A 13,320-nucleotide genomic window follows, 5' to 3' on the forward strand; every position below is an offset into this window, starting at 1 on the left:
CGGGGGGGGCCGCCGTTTTGGCCCCGCGCTCCAACTCCGGGTGTTTTGGGCGTTGTGGCGCCCTAACCCCCCCCCCCCCTATATTGGGCGTGGGGGGGGGGGGGGGGGGGGGGCCCCCCCCCCCCCCCCCCCTCCACTTCAGGACCGGCTCCGGCCCGGGGCCGGAGGAGACGTCCTAGCTGTCGCCCTCCCGGGCGCCCAGGACCAGGTCGACGGTGCTGCTCCGGCCGTCGCGCACGTACGTGACCTTGACCGTGTCACCCGGCTTGTGGGTCCAGATCTCGCTGATCAGGGTCGGGCCGCTGTCGATCGGCTTGCCGTCGAGCTGCGTGATCACGTCACCGGCGCGCAGACCCGCCTTGGCCGCCGGGCCGTTGGGGCCCACCGGGGCGGCGCCGCCCACGCCCTGCTCCGAGATCTTCGCGCCGTCGGCCCGGGCCTGGAGGTCCACCGAGGCGTCGATGATCGGGTAGACCGGCTTGCCGGTCTTGATCAGCTGCTGTGCGACGTTCTTGGCCTGGTTGATCGGGATGGCGAAGCCGAGGCCGATCGAGCCCGACTGGGAGGCGCCGAAGCCGCCGCTGCCGGCCGACTGGATCGCGGAGTTGATGCCGATGACCGCGCCGCGGCCGTCGAGGAGCGGACCACCGGAGTTGCCCGGGTTGATCGAGGCGTCCGTCTGCAGGGCGCTCATGTACGAGTTCTTGCCGCCGCCGCCGTCACCGGAGGCCACCGGGCGGTTCTTGGCGCTGACGATGCCCGTGGTCACGGTGTTCGAGAGGCCGAAGGGGGCGCCGATGGCGATCGTCGAGTCCCCGACCGCGACCCTGTCCGAGTCGCCCAGCGGGAGCGGGGCCAGCCCGGCGGGCGGGTTCTTCAGCTTCAGCACCGCGACGTCGTAGCCCTGGGCGCGGCCGATCACCTCGGCTTCGTACTTCCGGCCGTTGGAGAAGGTCGCGGAAAGCTTTCCTCCGTTCGCCGCGGAGGCCACCACGTGGTTGTTCGTGAGGATGTGGCCCTGCTGGTCGTAGATGAAGCCGGTGCCGGTGCCGCCCTCGCCGTCGCCGGCCTGGGCCTCGATGGTGACGACGCTCGGCAGCGCCCGGGCGGCCAGGCCCGCGATCGAGTTCGGCTCGCGCTTGAGGTCCTTGGGGGTCTCGCCGGCCGCGACGGTGGTGGAGGAGATCCCCCCGTCGTTCCGCTCGGCGGCCCAGTAGCCGATGCCGCCGCCGATGCCGCCCGCGAGCAGGGCGGCCGCCAGCACCGCCGCGACGAGGCCGCCGCGCCCCTTGGGCTTGGGGGCGGGGGCCGGGTGGGCGCCCCAGACGGGGGCTCCGCCGCCCGTGCCTCCGGCGCCGTACGCCGGCAGGGCCGGGGGAGGCGGCGGCCAGCCGGCGGCGCCGTGGCCGGGCTGGGCGCCGTACGCGGCCTCGGCGCCGTACGCCGCCGGAACTCCCTGCGCCGCCGGAGCGCCCTGCGCCGCCGGGGCACCCTGCGCCGCCGGCCCGGCCGGCATCTGCTGGGTCGGGCTCTCCGGCGCCTGGGCGGGCGGCATCTGCTGGGTCGCCGCTTCCGGCGCCTGGGTGGGCGGCAGCTGCTGCGTCGGAGCCTCCGGTGCCGGCTCGGGGGCAGGAGCGGCCGGCACGGGGGGTGCGGACGGGGCCGCGGGGGGCTGCTGGGCCGCGTTGCCCTCGTTCTCGGTGCTCACGGCTCTCTCCTCGTCAAACACGGTCTGTCGGGTACGGTCGGTCTGCGCACGTTCCCGGGCAAAGCTTTTCCCATGGTCTGTCAGAGCACTGTAAGCCGGACCTGTGCATCCGACGCCGATCTTTATCTCCGGCATTTCCGGCACCTTCCCCCGTCCGGGGCCGCGCCGTACCTCCCTCTGATGGCACCATGACGCGGTGACCCACGCACCGCACCCGACCGACCCGCGGCCCATCCAGGTCGTCGCCCACCGCGGCGCCTCCGAGGAGGCTCCCGAGCACACGCTGGCGGCGTACCGCATGGCCATCGAGCAGGGGGCCGACGCCCTGGAATGCGACGTGCGGCTGACCGCGGACGGGCACCTCGTGCTGGTCCACGACCGCCGCGTCAACCGCACCTCGAACGGCCGCGGAGCGGTGTCCGCCCTGGAGCTCGCCGATCTCGCCGCGCTCGACTTCGGGTCGTGGAAGGACCGGGAGGAGTCGCCGGACTGGGACGCCGACGAGGCGGGGGAGCCCGACCCGGAACGCACCTCGGTGCTCACCCTGGAGCGGCTGCTGGAGCTGGTCGCGGACGCGGGGCGGCCGGTGGACCTGGCGATCGAGACCAAGCACCCGACCCGCTGGGCCGGCCAGGTGGAGGAGCGGCTGCTCTTCCTGCTCAAGCGCTTCGGGCTGGACGCGCCCCCGGCCGGCGGCCACTCGCCGGTCCGGATCATGAGCTTCTCGGCCCGCTCCCTGCACCGCGTGCGGGCGGCCGCGCCGACCATCCCCACCGTGTACCTGATGCAGTTCATCTCACCGCGGATGCGGGACGGCCGGCTGCCCGCGGGTGTACGGATCGCCGGCCCGGGCATGCGGATCGTGCGGAACCACCCCGGGTTCGTGAAGCGGCTCCAGGCACAGGGCCACTCGGTGCACGTCTGGACCGTGAACGAACCGGAAGACGTTCAGCTCTGCGCTGATCTGGGTGTGGAAGCGATCATTACGAATCGACCCGGGCGGGTTCTGTCCCAACTCGGGCGCTAATCACATGGGTTGCACCCCCCACTTCCGTGACAGGGTGTGCCCCGGCGCATCCGCTCCGCGTTCGGTCGTCATGAATGCGTCAGAGGCCTCCGCCTGCGCGGTTTCCGGTCCAGGCCATTGGGGCATCCAGACCATGGCGTGGGGCTAAGGAGGTTCCGGGGGTGGCGTTGGTGGTGGCACAGGAAGTGCCCACGTCGTCGAGCATGGCCGTACCCCATGGTCCTGCGGGCGTGGGAGAGGCGAGACACCGGATGCGCGCACAGCTGCGCCTCAGCGGGGTGTCCGAATCGGTCGTCGACGATGCAGTCCTGATCCTTTCCGAACTGCTCAGCAACGCCTGCCGGCACGGCAGGCCGCTGGGCTCGGACGAGGTGGGGGACGGCGACGTACGGGCCGCTTGGCGGGTCGACGCACGAGGCCGTCTGACGGTCGAGGTCACGGACGGGGGCGGTCCCACCCGGCCCGTTCCCTCGACGCCCTCGGTCACCGCGCGCGGCGGCCGCGGGCTGAACATCATCAGTGCGCTCGCCCAGGACTGGGGCGTGCGCGACGGTGCGGCGGGCGAGGTCACGGTGTGGGTGACCGTCGCGGCAGGACACCGTCACGAGGATTTCGCTACGCGCGTCACCGCGCCGGCGCTGGACTTCATATCGGCCATCGCGGCCCTCGACGATCTGGAGTCCTGTCCGCTGACCCGGGACGGCTGACGGCGCGCCCGGTACGGGACGGGACCCGAGGCACGCGTTCCGCTTCCAGCCATCCCGGAGATCCCGGCACGAACGGCTAGGCTCGCGCCGACAGAGCCTCAGCACGACGCCACAACCGGGAGACACCCACGATGGCCAAGAAGCGCCCGCAGACCAAGGGACCCCAGTCCACGGCCGGAAAGCCGCAGCTCACGGATGGCGAGATCCCCGTGGTGGGCGCCCGGGAACCCTGCCCGTGCGGCTCCGGCCGCCGCTACAAGGCCTGTCACGGGCGGGCTGCGGCGCACGCCGTGACCGAGCTCGTCCAGCGCCCGTTCGAGGGGCTGCCGGGCGAGTGCGACTGGGTCGCGCTGCGCGAGCTGGTGCCGGCCGCGACCGTGCCGCTCTCCCTCAAGGGCGGGCTGCCCGAGGGCGTGCCGTCGGTGACGCTGGCGACCGTGCTCCCGATGGCGTGGCCCGCGCTGCGCCGCGAGGACGGTTCGGTGCTGCTCGGTTTGCAGAACGACACGTCTTCGGGTGACCTCGGGCGGGATCTCGCCGACACCCTGGAGCGCGCTCTCGCCACGGAACCGGGTAATCCGGTTTCCCCCCGGCGCGTGCCCGCCGAGGGTCCCCGACTTCAGGATCTCCTCGACCCCGAGGGCGTTTTCGAGCCGGTTGTGCACACGGGATTCGAATTCTGGATTCCGGACACGGAGAACGCCGCGAACGCCTCTCCGGAGGTCGCCGCCTCACTGGAACGCGCCAACGCCGCCGCCATCCCCACCGTCAAGCTGACCGGCGTGGACGCCGCCTACTGGTGCGAGACGCCGGAGAAGAACCACCTCCGGTGGGTCATGCCGCACGCCGAGGAGAAGCTGCTCGACGCGCTGGCGCGACTGCACGCGGCGGGCGAGACCTCGATCGGCGAGGGCACCCGGCTGGTCGGCTCCTTCCGGGCCCACGGCCTGATGGTGCCGGTGTGGGACCTGCCCACCGGGGTCACCGCGGCGGACGTCGAGAAGCCGGCGGCCGAGTTCGCGGAGCGGCTGGCGAACGCCCTGGCCACGAACGCCCCGCTGACTCCCGAGGAGCGCCGGGCGCGTGGCGGCCTCACCAACCGCCAGGTGACGCTCAGCTGATCAGCGGGCATCAGCAGTCCGACCAGCCGGTTTGGTGACTCGGGTCACAACTCCCGCTAATGGTCGGCAAATCGGTGTCCGAATATCCGAGATCGAATTTGCGAACACGCGATCTCTTGTTACCGTTCTTGTAGCCCGGTCGCTGGTGCATCCCCCGTCGCCAGCGACCGGGCCCTTCCATTTCAACGCTCGGTCACGGGTTCCGAGTTGCTGCCGGCCCGGAGCAACAGCGGCCCGTTCACATCCGGTACGGCAAATTCCGCCACCGCCGAGTACTCCTCCAGCCCTCGCCCGCGCCCCTGCGCCGCCCCGGCCGGAGCCTCCTTGGGCGTCTCGCAGGTCCCCGGTTCGTCCCCCGCGGTGAGCGGGCAACGGATCTGCACGGTCCGACCGGCCGGACCCATCAGCGTGAGTACGGCGTCCAGCGGGCGCCCCGTCGCGTTGCGGTAGTACGTTCGCGCCCACACCCGGCCCGCCTCGCCCAGCACACAGGTCTGCGCCTCCACGCCCTCGGGGGAGGAGAGTTCCGGTCCGCACCGGGTGTCGGTCTCGGGGGCCTTCGGCTCCGGCCGGGCCCCCTCCGCCCGTGCCCCGCCCCCGCGTTCGTCGTCGCGCAGCCCGAGCGAGGTGAGGAGCCCGCCCCGCCCCTCGTCGGACAGCGGCCCAGCCGTCGCCGCGGCGAGCGGCAGCGCCAGGGCGATCAGCACACCGACGCCGATGCCGGTCACGCGGAGGTTCATCCGGCGAACATAGCGAGGCGGGCACGGACGCCGGCCGGCCGCGCGCCCAATTGCCCTGGAACGGCGCCCCGCTCACACCCGTTCGAGTGACGGCACGAGCGCACGAGGGCGCACTACGCCGTCCCGGGGTGCGGCTCAGTAGGCGAGCCGGCTGCCGCCGCCCGGCGCCCCGCTGCTCGCCTCGACGAGTGCGTCGACCACGGCCTCGACGTCCGGCAGCCAGGGACGCGCCGAACCGGCCAGCGGTGCGCGCTCCCAGCGCACCCCGCCGCCGCCCGCCTCCGAGGGCGGCAGCAGGAGGTAGCCGCCCTCGCCGTGGAACCGCAGGGAGGCCGGCACGCAGTCCTTCGCGTAGAGCAGCTCGCCGAGCGTCTCCATCGAGTACGGGGCCACGAGCAGGGACATCCGGGTGGGGGTCGCCACGACCGGCCCCAGCCGCATGCCCATCCGGTCGAGCCGGGCCAGCGCCTCGGCGCCGGCGGCGACGGGGAGGCTGACGGCACAGGGCGCGTTGCCGCCGGTCGCGAGGATCACCGGGGCGGTGGGGCGGTTCGTCCACCACCAGCGGACCATGCGGGCGTCGGTCGTGGCGGCCAGCAGCCCGGGGTCGTAGGGATGCGCTCCGGGCACCACGCAGTCGGGGTCGGGGCAGGCGCACCGCGCGTCCTCGGCCGGGCGGCCGTCGGCCGCGCGGGCCTGGCCGACGCCGGGGATCACCGGCCACTGCCATTCGGTCGCGCAGGTCAGCGCCGTGCCGAGGAGGGCGGGGGGTCCGCCGCGCCGGGAGAGCCGAAGCCGCTGGAGACGCCTTCCGAGGATCTCGCGCATGAGCGCTCGTTCCTTTCCGTTGAACGCCGAGGGCCACATCACACCATGTATCCGGTGTTTCACCACACGTACACGTTTCGCGTCACTGTCCGCTTTGATGAGGTTTACGCGGTTCGTGCAGTTCTTACTGGCTTGCGGGGCCGGTAACTCCCCCGGCAAACCGCCGGGGAGCCCCCAGGTGTGGCCGACGCGCGACTCGCGCCGCCTGGTTCCACGGGTCCGCCCAACTGACCCTGGCCATCACCGATTACGTACCCATCACGCACGATATGACGCTCTGCTGAACCAGTTCAGTCGACCGCAAAAGACGTCCGCTCCGGGCATTTTTCAGCCAACTTTGAGCCTTACGTGTACGGCGAGTTGTCGTCCCACGGACACCAGGATTCCCACCTGGGCAATGCTGGACATCGATCCACATCTGCGTGTAGATGTGGATCCATTGACGGCGGCGCAGAGGGATCTGGGGGTCGCGATGTTTTATGGCGAATCGCACCAGGTGGAAAGGCGGCTGCCATGAGCATCCCGCACCTGCCGAAAGTGGCTGGAATCGATCCAGCGGTTCCGGCACCCCCGCACACTGTCGCGCCCTCGCCCGCCCGCGCGACGCCTCCCGCCCCTTCCGCGCCGGCCCCGGGGACCGTCATCCAGGACCGCCTGGCCGGCTGGGTCTCGGACCTCACCACGCTCCACGAGCTCACCGAGCGCCTCACCCGCGCCGCTGACCTCGAAGAATCCCTCCAGGAACTGCTGCGCGCAGGCGCCGCACTGGTGGGCGCCCGCCGCGGACTCGTCGTCCTCGAACCCTCGGACGGCCTCGGTCCGGCCAGCACCATCGGGCTCGGGCTCGGCCGCGCGGACCTCGGGCACATCGAGACCGTGCCGCGCAGCGCGACCACGTACGGCCGCATCCTCGACGGCCTGCCGGACGCGCACGGCGGCACCGAGCAGCTGCCCGACCCGGACGCCACCGCCGGCCAGGGCGGGCACTCCGTCCCGGTCGACCCCCGCCTCCGCGAGGTCGCGGCCCGCCTCGGCTACGCCGCCAGCTACGCCCTCCCCCTCGCCACGCAGACCACGGGCCGCCTGGGCGCCGCCGTCTGGCTGTACGACGAGCACGCCGAGCCCACCGAGCGCCAGCGCCACCTGATCGAGCTGTACGTCCGCTACGCGGGTGAGCACCTGGCCCGCGTCGTGGAGGTGGAACGGGCCCGCACCCAGGTGCGCACCATCGCCGAGGAGCTGCTGCCCAGCCGTCTGCCCCGGGTCTCCGGCGTCCGGCTGGCCGCCCGCCACCGCACCGGCCCGCGGGGCGGCGGCGACTGGTACGACGCGCTGCCGCTGCCCGAGGGCGCGCTCGGGCTGGCCGTCGGCTCCGTCACCGGCTCGGGGCCCAGCGCCATCGCCGCCATGGGCCGCCTGCGGGCCTCCCTGCGCGCGTACGCCGTGATGGAGGGCGAGGACCCGGTCGCCGTGCTCTCCGACCTGGAGCTGCTGCTGCGGCTCACCGAGCCCGCCCGGTCCGCCACCGCCCTGTTCGCGTACTGCGAGCCCGCGCGCCGCAAGATCGTGCTGGCCGGCGCCGGGCACACCCCGCCGCTGCTGATCGGCGAGCGCCGCACGGAGTACGTGGAGACCTCGCTCTCGGCGCCGCTCGGCATGCTCTCCTGCTGGGAGGCCCCCAGCGTGGAGATCGAGCCCGGACCCGGAGAAACGGTGCTGCTGTACACCGACGGGCTGCTGCACCGCACCGGCGACTCCATGGACCGGGCCTTCGCGCGGCTCCACGCGGCCGCCGCGAGCGTCCCGCGGACCGTCCGGGACGACCCGGCGGGGATCTGCGACCACGTGCTGCGCACCGTGCTGCCCGAGGGCCGCGACGAGGCGGACTCGGCGGAGGACATCGTGCTGCTCGCGGCCCGCTTCGACTGACCCGGCCCGCCGCGGCGTCCGACGATCTTGGTAATGGGTCCAAGGGCCCTGGGACCCCTTCCGCACGACCGTACGATGGACGGGGTTCAGTGTCGTACCAAGAGGAGGCGGACCGTGTCGGAAGAGCTCACCCCGGCCCAGACAGATGTTGCTGCTGACGCAGCGGGCCCGGAAGAAGAGCAGCCGAAGAAGCACAAGCAGCGGAAGAACGGTCTGTACCCGGGCGTCTCCGACGAGCTGGCCGAGAGCATGCGCACCGGCTGGGCCGACACCGAGCTGCACGGCCTGGAGCCGATCCCGCAGGCGCAGCACACCGCCGCCCGCCGCGCCGCGCTGTCCGCTCGCTTCCCGGGTGAGCGCCTGGTGATCCCCGCGGGCCGGCTGAAGACGCGCTCGAACGACACGGAGTACCCGTTCCGCGCCGCGACCGAGTACGCGTACCTGACCGGTGACCAGACCGAGAACGGCGTGCTCGTCCTGGAGCCCACCACCGACGGTCACACCGCGACGATCTACCTGCTGCCGCGCTCGGACCGCGAGAACGGCGAGTTCTGGCTGTCCGGCCAGGGCGAGCTGTGGGTCGGCCGCCGCCACTCCCTGACCGAGGCCGAGCAGCTGCTGGGCATCCCGGTGAAGGACGTGCGCAACGTCGCCGACGAGCTGCGCGAGGCCACCGGCCCGGTCCGCAACGTCCGCGGCCACGACGCCGTGATCGAGGAGGCGCTGACCGACAAGGTCACCGCCGAGCGCGACGAGGAGCTGCGCGTCTACCTCTCCGAGGCCCGCGCGGTGAAGGACGAGTTCGAGATCGGCGAGCTGCAGAAGGCCGTCGACTCCACCGTCCGCGGCTTCGAGGACGTCGTGAAGGTCCTCGACAAGGCTGAGGCCACCAGCGAGCGGTACATCGAGGGCACCTTCTTCCTGCGCGCCCGCGTCGAGGGCAACGACGTCGGCTACGGCTCCATCTGCGCGGCCGGCGCCCACGCCTGCACCCTGCACTGGGTCCGCAACGACGGCGCGGTCCGCTCCGGCGACCTGCTGCTGCTCGACGCCGGCGTGGAGACGCACAGCCTCTACACCGCCGACGTCACCCGCACCCTGCCGATCAACGGCACGTACACCGAGATCCAGCGCAAGATCTACGACGCGGTGTACGAGTCCCAGGAGGCCGGCATCGCGGCCGTGAAGCCGGGCGCCAAGTTCCGCGACTTCCACGACGCCTCGCAGCACGTCCTCGCCGAGAAGCTCGTCGAGTGGGGCCTGCTGGAGGGCCCGGTCGAGCGCGTCCTGGAGCTCGGCCTCCAGCGCCGCTGGACCCTGCACGGCACCGGCCACATGCTCGGCATGGACGTCCACGACTGCGCCGCCGCGCGCACCGAGGCGTACGTCGACGGCACGCTGGAGCCGGGCATGTGCCTGACCGTCGAGCCGGGCCTGTACTTCCAGGCCGACGACCTGACCGTGCCGGAGGAGTACCGCGGCATCGGCGTCCGGATCGAGGACGACATCCTGGTCACCGAGGACGGCAACCGGAACCTGTCGGCCGGCCTCCCGCGCCAGGCCGACGAGGTCGAGGCGTGGATGGCCCGCCTGAAGGGCTGACCCGCCAGGACCACCCCGGACCACCCGGACCACGCGGACCGGCCGGCAGCGGCCGGTCCGCTCCGGTGACACCCGGACACGACCGTGGGCGAGGACCGTACGCGGTCCTCGCCCACGGTCGTCCGCGGCTCAGGAGGCCTTCAGCAGCGCGCCTTCCCGCCACTTGAGGATCTTGTCGAAGCTGACCACCGCGCCCTGGCCCGGCCGGTTCCGGAACCGCACGTGGTCCGCCAGCTGCTCGATCAGGCACAGGCCCCGCCCGCTCTCGGCGAGCGCGGACCTGCGGGCCGTGCCCACGTGCTCGGGGAAGCCGGGGCCCGAGTCGGTGACTTCGATACGGCAGGTGTCGCCGTCGAGGTACGCGGTGACGCGGTACGCCCCGGTGTCCGGCGCGGCACCGACGAGGCCGCCGTGCTCGACCGCGTTGGCACAGGCCTCGGTGAGGGCCACGGACAGGTCGTACGAGATGTCGGGGTCCACCCCGGCGGTCTCCATGGTGCCCAGGAGCAGCCGTCTGGCCAGGGGAACGCTGGCGGCTTCGCGGCGCAGGTGCAATGACCACCAGATGCTCATGCTCCAGCCTCCCGGCCGCGGCTCGACATACCGTTACCTATTGCCGCACACGGCACGCGATAAGCCCCTGAGCGACGCCGGAGCGCCCGTTCGGCCGATGCGCGTCCCCTTCTCGGCGGTGTATGTGGGCCGGGAGGGGGAAGCGACGAGCACGTACCAACAGGACCTTCCGGACCTGCCGTATGGAGGGCCGGGGCGCAGTGCGATGATGGCCCGGCCATGCCTCACCCCCGCACGACACGCACCGGAACCGGTCTCCGGCTCATGAGGGCCGCGGTGTTCACCGCGGTCTGTGTCGTGCTGTCCGGCGCGGGACACGCGCTGGCCTCCTGCGCGACCGTCCCGCTGTGGGCGCTCTGCGCGGGGTTCCTGGCGGTGTTCGCCTGCGCGGCACCGCTGGCGGGACGGCGGCGCTCGCTGCCCGGGATCGCCGGCGCGCTGGCCGGCGGACAGCTGGCACTCCACGCGCTCTTCGGCCTCGGCCAGCACCGGGCCGTCCCGAAGCCGGTGCCCTCCCCCGACGAGTCGCTCGCGGCCCTCGCCGCGCGGCTGGTCTGCGGGGGCAACACCGTCCCGCTCAGTCCGGCCGAGGCCAGGCAGGTCCTGCTGGTCGCGGGCATCGACCCGGCGACGGCCGGCGGCCACGTCCACGCCCACGCGGGCGGAGCGGCGGAGACCGTCGCGCCGGCCCTCACCCCGGACACCGGGCTGTTCTCGCTGCCGATGCTGCTCGGGCACCTGCTGGCCGCGCTCGCCGCGGGCTGGCTGCTCGGGCGCGGGGACGCGGCGCTGCTGCGCCTGGTCCGGCTGTCGGCCGAGGCGGGATCCGCGCGGTCCCTGCGGGCGGCGCTGGCCTTCGTACGCGCGCTGCGCCGGGGACTGCCCGGCGCGGAGGCCCGTACGGCGGGGCTGCCGCGCGGCGAGGAGGAGCGGCGGGTCCCGGTGGGGCGGGAGGCGCTCCAGCACACGGTGATCAGGCGCGGGCCGCCCGCGGCGTACGCACTCGCAGCCTGACGCGGTACCCGGCTCCCCGGGACGATCCACACGGGAGCGGTGGTGCCGCGGCGTCCGCGCGCACCCGCGCGCCGTCCACCGTTCCCACTGCCAGTGGAGCTCTCTGCCATGAAGACCTCTCGCGTCTCCTTCGTCGCCGCCCTCGCCGCCGGTTCCGTCCTGCTGCTCTCCGGAACCGCCTTCGCACACGTCAGCGTGCAGCCCGGGCAGGCCGAGAAGGGCGGCTACGCCACGATCAACTTCAAGGTCCCCAACGAGCGCGACAACGCCTCCACGAACAAGCTGGAGGTCACCTTCCCCGCCGACCACCCGCTCGCGTCCGTGATGCCGCAGGACGTGCCGGGCTGGCAGGTCGAGGTCACCAAGAGCAAGCTGGCCAAGCCGCTGACCATCCACGGCAAGCAGATCACCGAGGCCGTCACCAAGGTCACCTGGACCGGCGGCAAGATCGCCCCGGGCCGCTTCCAGCAGTTCCCGCTCTCCGTGGGCCAGCTCCCCGAGGACGCCGACCGGATGGTCTTCAAGGCGATCCAGACGTACGACAACAACGAGGTCGTCCGCTGGATCGAGGAGCCCAAGGACGGCGCGGACGAGCCGCAGAACCCGGCACCGGTCCTCAAGCTGACCGAGCCCACCGGCGAGGGCCACCACGGCGGCGCGTCCGGCGGCAAGGACGACGCCAAGCAGACCGACGCGAAGGACGGGAAGGACGGCGCCCACGGCGACGAGCACGCGAGCGCGTCCGGCTCCTCCGACACCACCGCCCGCGCGCTGGGCATCGCCGGCATCCTCGTCGGCGCCGCGGGCGTGGCGTTCGGCGTGCTGTCGCGCCGCCGCACCTCCTGATCCGGGTGCGGGCGGCCCGTACGGGCGTACGGGCCGCCGCACCCGAGCACTTCCCACCCCGATCAACAGGGACGAATCCCCCATGCACACCACACGTGTGACGGCCGCCGCTCTCGCGGTGGCGGCCGCGCTCACGCTGTCCGCCTGCGGCAGCGACTCCGACAAGGGCTCTCCCGTCGCGGAGGTGAGCGCCTCGGCGAAGACCAAGGCCGCCACCGTCCTCGACCGGCCCTTCGAGAAGCCCGACCTGGTGCTGACGGACACGCACGGCAAGCAGTACAGCCTGCGCGAGCAGACCAAGGGCAAGCCGACGCTCATCTACTTCGGCTACACCAACTGCCCCGACGTCTGCCCGCTGACGATGAGCAACATCGCCATCGCCAGGAAGGCCCTTCCGAAGGCCGACCAGGACAAGCTCCAGGTCGTCTTCGTCACCACGGACCCGGAGCGGGACACCCCCGACTCGCTGGGCAAGTGGCTCAAGGCGCAGGACCCGGCCTTCATCGGGCTGACCGGCGACTTCAACACGATCCAGGCCGGCGCCCGCAGCATCGGCATCGGCATCGACCCCCCGAAGAAGGAGAAGGACGGCAGCGTCGTCTCCATGCACGGGGCCCAGGTCATCGCGTTCTCCCCGAAGTCCGACGAGGGGTACGTCCTGTACGGCGAGGACACCACCGCCGAGGACTACACCCAGGACCTGCCGAAGCTCATCAAGGGAGAGAACCCGTGAACCACCGCACCACCCTCCGCACCGCCCTCCTCGCCGCCACCGCCCTGACCGCGTCCTTCGCGATAGCCGGCTGTGCCGCCGAGGACTCCCCGGCCGGGGGCTCGGACGGCAAGCCCGCCCTGAGCGTCAGCGGGGCCTTCATGCCGGAGCCGGTCAACGGCGACATGGCGGGCGGCTTCCTGGTCGTCGAGAACGGCTCGGACACCGCCGACAAGCTCACCTCGGTGACCAGCACGCTCTCGGACGACGTGCAGATCCACGAGACCAAGAACCAGAAGATGCAGCAGGTCCGGTCGATGGACGTGCCGGCCAACGGCGAGCTCCGGCTGGAGCGCGGCGGCAGCCACATGATGTTCATGGGCCTGAAGAGCAAGCCGAAGGTCGGTGACAAGGTCGCGGTCGAGCTGCACTTCGAGAAGGCGGACCCGGTCAAGGTCGAGCTCGACGTGAAGGAACGGACCTACAACCCGAAGCACCACTGACGGACCGAGG

13 protein-coding genes are annotated in these 13,320 nt (G+C 72.6%); 9 read left to right on the forward strand and 4 right to left on the reverse strand.

Features of this window, described 5'->3' with window-relative positions:
- Positions 1-175: 175 nt before the first annotated feature.
- Positions 176-1,708, reverse strand: coding sequence for a S1C family serine protease (locus ACIQUR_RS25165; protein ID WP_403668282.1), 1,533 nt, complete (start codon positions 1,706-1,708; stop codon positions 176-178).
- 196 nt (positions 1,709-1,904) lie between these two features.
- Here ACIQUR_RS25165 and ACIQUR_RS25170 point away from each other — a divergent pair, with 196 nt between their 5' ends.
- The 3 genes from ACIQUR_RS25170 (at position 1,905) to ACIQUR_RS25180 (ending at position 4,563) form a co-directional block, all read left to right on the forward strand.
- On the forward strand, positions 1,905-2,735 hold the full coding sequence (locus ACIQUR_RS25170) for a glycerophosphodiester phosphodiesterase (RefSeq protein ID WP_403668285.1): 831 nt from the start codon (positions 1,905-1,907) through the stop codon (positions 2,733-2,735).
- Between the two features lie 74 nt (positions 2,736-2,809).
- Complete coding sequence (locus ACIQUR_RS25175; RefSeq protein WP_403668288.1) at positions 2,810-3,442, forward strand: ATP-binding protein; 633 nt, start codon at positions 2,810-2,812, stop codon at positions 3,440-3,442.
- A gap of 131 nt (positions 3,443-3,573) precedes the next feature.
- Positions 3,574-4,563: a DUF5926 family protein gene (locus ACIQUR_RS25180; protein WP_403668291.1), complete on the forward strand. Its 990-nt coding sequence runs from the start codon at positions 3,574-3,576 to the stop codon at positions 4,561-4,563.
- Between the two features lie 182 nt (positions 4,564-4,745).
- Here ACIQUR_RS25180 and ACIQUR_RS25185 read toward each other — a convergent pair whose 3' ends face one another.
- Both ACIQUR_RS25185 and ACIQUR_RS25190 read right to left on the reverse strand, forming a co-directional pair.
- A complete protein-coding gene (locus ACIQUR_RS25185) occupies positions 4,746-5,303 on the reverse strand; it encodes a hypothetical protein (protein ID WP_403668294.1) in 558 nt (185 codons plus the stop codon).
- Positions 5,304-5,438: 135 nt separating this feature from the next.
- Positions 5,439-6,131 carry a bifunctional DNA primase/polymerase gene (locus ACIQUR_RS25190; RefSeq protein ID WP_403668296.1) on the reverse strand — a complete coding sequence of 231 codons (693 nt, stop codon included), beginning with the start codon at positions 6,129-6,131 and terminating at the stop codon, positions 5,439-5,441.
- 513 nt (positions 6,132-6,644) lie between these two features.
- Here ACIQUR_RS25190 and ACIQUR_RS25195 point away from each other — a divergent pair.
- Positions 6,645-8,060 (forward strand): PP2C family protein-serine/threonine phosphatase, encoded by a 1,416-nt coding sequence (locus tag ACIQUR_RS25195; protein WP_403668299.1) that lies wholly within the window; start codon positions 6,645-6,647, stop codon positions 8,058-8,060.
- A gap of 114 nt (positions 8,061-8,174) precedes the next feature.
- On the forward strand, positions 8,175-9,662 hold the full coding sequence (locus ACIQUR_RS25200) for an aminopeptidase P family protein (RefSeq protein WP_403668302.1): 1,488 nt from the start codon (positions 8,175-8,177) through the stop codon (positions 9,660-9,662).
- Positions 9,663-9,791: 129 nt separating this feature from the next.
- Here ACIQUR_RS25200 and ACIQUR_RS25205 read toward each other — a convergent pair whose 3' ends face one another.
- Positions 9,792-10,235 carry an ATP-binding protein gene (locus ACIQUR_RS25205; RefSeq protein WP_399944270.1) on the reverse strand — a complete coding sequence of 148 codons (444 nt, stop codon included), beginning with the start codon at positions 10,233-10,235 and terminating at the stop codon, positions 9,792-9,794.
- 264 nt (positions 10,236-10,499) lie between these two features.
- Between ACIQUR_RS25205 and ACIQUR_RS25210 the strand changes: the two genes are divergently transcribed.
- From ACIQUR_RS25210 to ACIQUR_RS25225, 4 genes are all read left to right on the forward strand, one after another.
- Entirely contained in the window at positions 10,500-11,249 is a 750-nt protein-coding gene (locus ACIQUR_RS25210) for a hypothetical protein (RefSeq protein ID WP_403668306.1), read from the forward strand.
- Between the two features lie 108 nt (positions 11,250-11,357).
- Entirely contained in the window at positions 11,358-12,095 is a 738-nt protein-coding gene (locus ACIQUR_RS25215; RefSeq protein WP_403668308.1) for a YcnI family protein, read from the forward strand.
- 82 nt (positions 12,096-12,177) lie between these two features.
- Positions 12,178-12,828, forward strand: coding sequence for an SCO family protein (locus ACIQUR_RS25220; protein ID WP_403668311.1), 651 nt, complete (start codon positions 12,178-12,180; stop codon positions 12,826-12,828).
- The gene (locus ACIQUR_RS25225; protein WP_403668314.1) at positions 12,825-13,310 is read left to right on the forward strand and encodes a copper chaperone PCu(A)C; all 486 of its coding nucleotides are present in this window, start codon (positions 12,825-12,827) and stop codon (positions 13,308-13,310) included. The genes ACIQUR_RS25220 and ACIQUR_RS25225 overlap by 4 nt, the downstream gene beginning before the upstream one ends.
- Positions 13,311-13,320: the final 10 nt, after the last annotated feature.

Source organism: Streptomyces sp. NPDC101132, assembly GCF_044759225.1.
Taxonomy (GTDB): Bacteria; Actinomycetota; Actinomycetes; order Streptomycetales; family Streptomycetaceae; genus Streptomyces.

Coding starts and splice junctions, on each gene's coding strand:
- ACIQUR_RS25180 (WP_403668291.1), top strand. CDS start 3,574: ATGGCCAAGAAGCGCCCGCAGACCAAGGGACCCCAGTCCACGGCCGGA.
- ACIQUR_RS25220 (WP_403668311.1), top strand. CDS start 12,178: ATGCACACCACACGTGTGACGGCCGCCGCTCTCGCGGTGGCGGCCGCG.
- ACIQUR_RS25205 (WP_399944270.1), bottom strand. CDS start 10,235: ATGAGCATCTGGTGGTCATTGCACCTGCGCCGCGAAGCCGCCAGCGTT.
- ACIQUR_RS25210 (WP_403668306.1), top strand. CDS start 10,500: ATGAGGGCCGCGGTGTTCACCGCGGTCTGTGTCGTGCTGTCCGGCGCG.
- ACIQUR_RS25195 (WP_403668299.1), top strand. CDS start 6,645: ATGAGCATCCCGCACCTGCCGAAAGTGGCTGGAATCGATCCAGCGGTT.
- ACIQUR_RS25190 (WP_403668296.1), bottom strand. CDS start 6,131: ATGCGCGAGATCCTCGGAAGGCGTCTCCAGCGGCTTCGGCTCTCCCGG.
- ACIQUR_RS25175 (WP_403668288.1), top strand. CDS start 2,810: ATGCGTCAGAGGCCTCCGCCTGCGCGGTTTCCGGTCCAGGCCATTGGG.
- ACIQUR_RS25215 (WP_403668308.1), top strand. CDS start 11,358: ATGAAGACCTCTCGCGTCTCCTTCGTCGCCGCCCTCGCCGCCGGTTCC.
- ACIQUR_RS25185 (WP_403668294.1), bottom strand. CDS start 5,303: ATGAACCTCCGCGTGACCGGCATCGGCGTCGGTGTGCTGATCGCCCTG.